Here is a 3,378-nt window from a genome sequence, read left to right as displayed (position 1 = left end):
CTCCGGTGGGTCGCGGACGGACTGCGCGCGCGGGCAGAGCAGAACAAGCTCCCCGGTGGCGCGCCGCCGGAGGCAGGAGCCGGGTCGTCGCTGGCGGAGGAAGACCAAGGACTGTTCGACGCGATCACGGCATCCTGGCCGTCCTCCGACGTGGCGCACAAGTACAAGTACACGTTGGCTGGATTCCGCGACATGTTCGCCGGGTTCGACAATGCGCTGGTCGACCAGGCAAAAGCGTTGGGACTGGGGCGCAACGATCGGCCCGGCGGGCCAGGCATGCCCAATTACCCGCTCGCTTATCTGGGTGACGGCCTGGTGGCGGTGAGACGGGTCGGACAGTTGCTATACGGGTCAAACGTCGACGGTGTGCGGACGCTGGTGTTCGCGCCGGACACGCGCAAGGGGTTCGTCCTGGTGCGGCGTGGCAACGGCGTCCGTATTTTCGGCATGCACGACGGCCAGGCGGCGCGACCTGGCGATCTGGATGGTTTGGGGCGGCTGTTCGGGGTGGCCTACCTGCCTGACGGCAGGCCGTTCATCGGCCGTCAGGCCGCATTGACGGACGAGCAGGTTTCCCAGCTCGCCGAGGAGTACGCGAATATACCGTCGACCGAAGACGCGGACCTGCTGGCGGCATTGAGCCTGACGATGATGGAGGATGTGCAGGCGGCCGTCCGGGCCCTGCCAGCTGACGCTCCGGCCAAGCGATGGACGCTGAAGCCCACTCCGGTCGGCCGGGGGCCGGGTGCTTTCTCCCAGGTCCGAGACCTGCTCAGGTGGCGGGGTGAGGGTACGACCGCGGTGCTGGTAGACACTGCCGGGCACCAGGCTCTTGTCATGCGGCGCGTGGGTGACAGCGACGTAGCCGTCTCGCGGCACCACAACGGCATGTCGTACGACATGACCGGCATCGATGCTCGCATTGGCGCCGACAATCTTGTCTACGCCATCGCGATGGACGCGGACGGTTCGGCGCTTATTGGCGATCAGGCTGTCGCCACGGTGAGTGAGGATCGGGCGGCGAGGTTCGAGGAGCTGCGGAGCGCGCGGGGGGAGCGTGCACAGTTCAGTTACGGCGACGCTCGCCGGTTCGTGAAGTCCGGCGCGGCCGAACTCGCTTTGGTGCGGGAGGACGAGATCCGGCAGGCGCGCATCGCGCGGATCGGCAAGAAGCGAGCCGAGCCTGGCGGTGAGCCGCCACAGCTTGGCCAGAGCATGTGGACCGCGCCGGTCGTCATGGGCGGGACGCTGAACGGCGTCATCGAAGCGGTGCGTGCGGACGAAGGTGGCGCCGCGACCGCGATCGTGCTGGACGGCGAATCGCGTGAGGCCTACGTCGTTGAGCGCCAACCGGGCGGTGCCAATAACGTGGCGGTGTGGCTGGCCGACGGAGGCCCGGTCGATCCCGCCATACTGGGTGATCTGAGCAGGATCTTGGTGGTCGGCAAGCGGTCTGACGGATCGGTCTTCCCGCCCGGCTCGTTCACCGCGCCCGCTCGGCAGCGTTTCGACGAGGAGCTCCTGCGACAGGCACGCTCGGGCTTGACCTGGGACACCTGGCTGCAGGTGCGGAAAGCGGTCCGGCAGGAGGTCGACAGGCCCAGCGCGCTCGAGCAGGGCATCTCGAGCAACAACCTCACGTTCGTCGCGGCCAACCAGGTGCGTAAGGAACCGGCGCGGACACCATCTGAGGTGGTCCAGCGGTGGGCCGACGACCTGGGAATCGGCCGGCAGGAGCAGGACGGGGCTGCGTCCGGGGCGAAGTCGAGGGCGATGCCGTCGCAGGCATGGACCCCGCAGCGGGTCGTCAGCGAGGGCAAGGCCGCTGCGATGCCGGTGCGCGCCCTGCGCCAGATCTCGGACCCGCTGGCGCAGGATCTGATGTGGCTGGCGGAGAAGATCGTCGACAGCGTCCACCATTTCACTGGGCCGTACAGGAGGCTCGATAGCGACCGCAATGGCCAGGACCTGCCACCAGAGCTCCGCTCGGTGAACCTGGATGAGCAGCTCAAGAACAAGCCGCCGAACCTGCACCTGAAAGCCCCGCTGGCCCAGCTTGCTGCTCAACAGCTCATCGAGCTCGGCATCGACGCGGCCAGCATCCGGGACATTCGCAACAACTCGCAGGCGATCGGACGTCAGCTCGGTACCGCGCGGCCGACGGCCGAGCGGTTGTCATGGCCGGACACGAACTGGGGCCAGCTGTACGAGGTGAGCGAGCTGGAACTGCGTCGAGCCTTGCCGCGGGTGCAGATGCGACCCGACCGCTTGGTTCCCGGCGTGTTTCTGGCCGAGGTGCTGAGCGAGGCAAGGCGGCTGCCATCGGACGAGACCTCCACCACTGGACGGGAAGCACCCCGCAGCGCGGCGCAGGCCGCGCCACCGGCCGTGACTCCTGCCGACCGATACCCCGGGCAGTCCGGAGAGGCGGCGATCAAAGGCGCCCTGGGACGACTGCAGGTGGGGTGGCCCGGCACCCGATCGACGCCTGTCCCGCCGCCGGTACCGTCACCGCCCTCCGCGCCATCCCTTTTCCCTGGCGATGTCGGGGAATTCAGCATCAGCGACGCCCTGGAGGTAATCGAAGCCCTCGACACTCCCGCATCCTTCGGGATGCCTGGGGCGGAGGCGGCGCCGGCGCGCCGGATACCGCCGGTGCAGCCGGACGACGACGATTACGACGTGGCTCTCGACATCCTGGACGAGCTGAGCGACCACGACGAGCCAGACCTGGAAATTCCCGCTTACCGGTTGGCGCTGAACGCCATCGCATGGCGGCTGAAGAACGAGCCCGACAGGTCCGTCGTACGTGGCGATGCGATGGACATCATCGCCGCCCTTGAGGCGAGCGAACCTCCCGCCGTTACGGGTGGAAGCGGGACGCTGCGCTCGATCCAGGACATCCTCGACGCCGCCGACGAGCTGGAGGTCGACAGCGGCATCCTGCAGTACGGGCGGCGGCTGTTCGAGGAGATCGACCTGCGTGATCCCGACGATCCTGACGACTTCGACGTTGCCAAAGAGACCCAGGCCGCCAGCACCCTCATCGGTGCCGAAATGGAGCAGCTCACCGGTTCTGAGGCTCTGGTCCGGTATGCCGAGGGGCTTAGCCGCATCACGCGCTCGGTCCACCCGGAATGGATTCTCCGCCAGAAGTATCCGCATCTTTTCCAGGACGACGGCCCGCCGGCCGCGACGACGGAACCTGACCCGGATGTCGCGGCTGCGCAGGTTTCGGACTACCCGGCGGTGGAGGTCGACGATCCCGGCTCCCCCAGGCCGTTGCTCGGCATGGGCGGTTCCCGCGACGCCTTGTGGTCCGATGGCGCCGACCCGCAGGTCGAAACCTTCGTCAAGACGTTGGGTACGGCGGTGGCG

General features: G+C 67.9%; 1 pseudogene. It reads left to right on the top strand.

Annotated features, from left to right (window positions below):
* Positions 1-3,378: pseudogene (locus BLW84_RS48290) on the top strand (hypothetical protein); the annotation flags it as partial.

The sequence above is a fragment of the Saccharopolyspora shandongensis genome (assembly GCF_900106995.1).
GTDB classification, from domain to species: Bacteria; Actinomycetota; Actinomycetes; order Mycobacteriales; family Pseudonocardiaceae; genus Saccharopolyspora; species Saccharopolyspora shandongensis.
The sequence above is the reverse complement of the archived record's forward strand: the minus strand, read 5'-3'. Positions and strand labels throughout refer to the sequence as shown.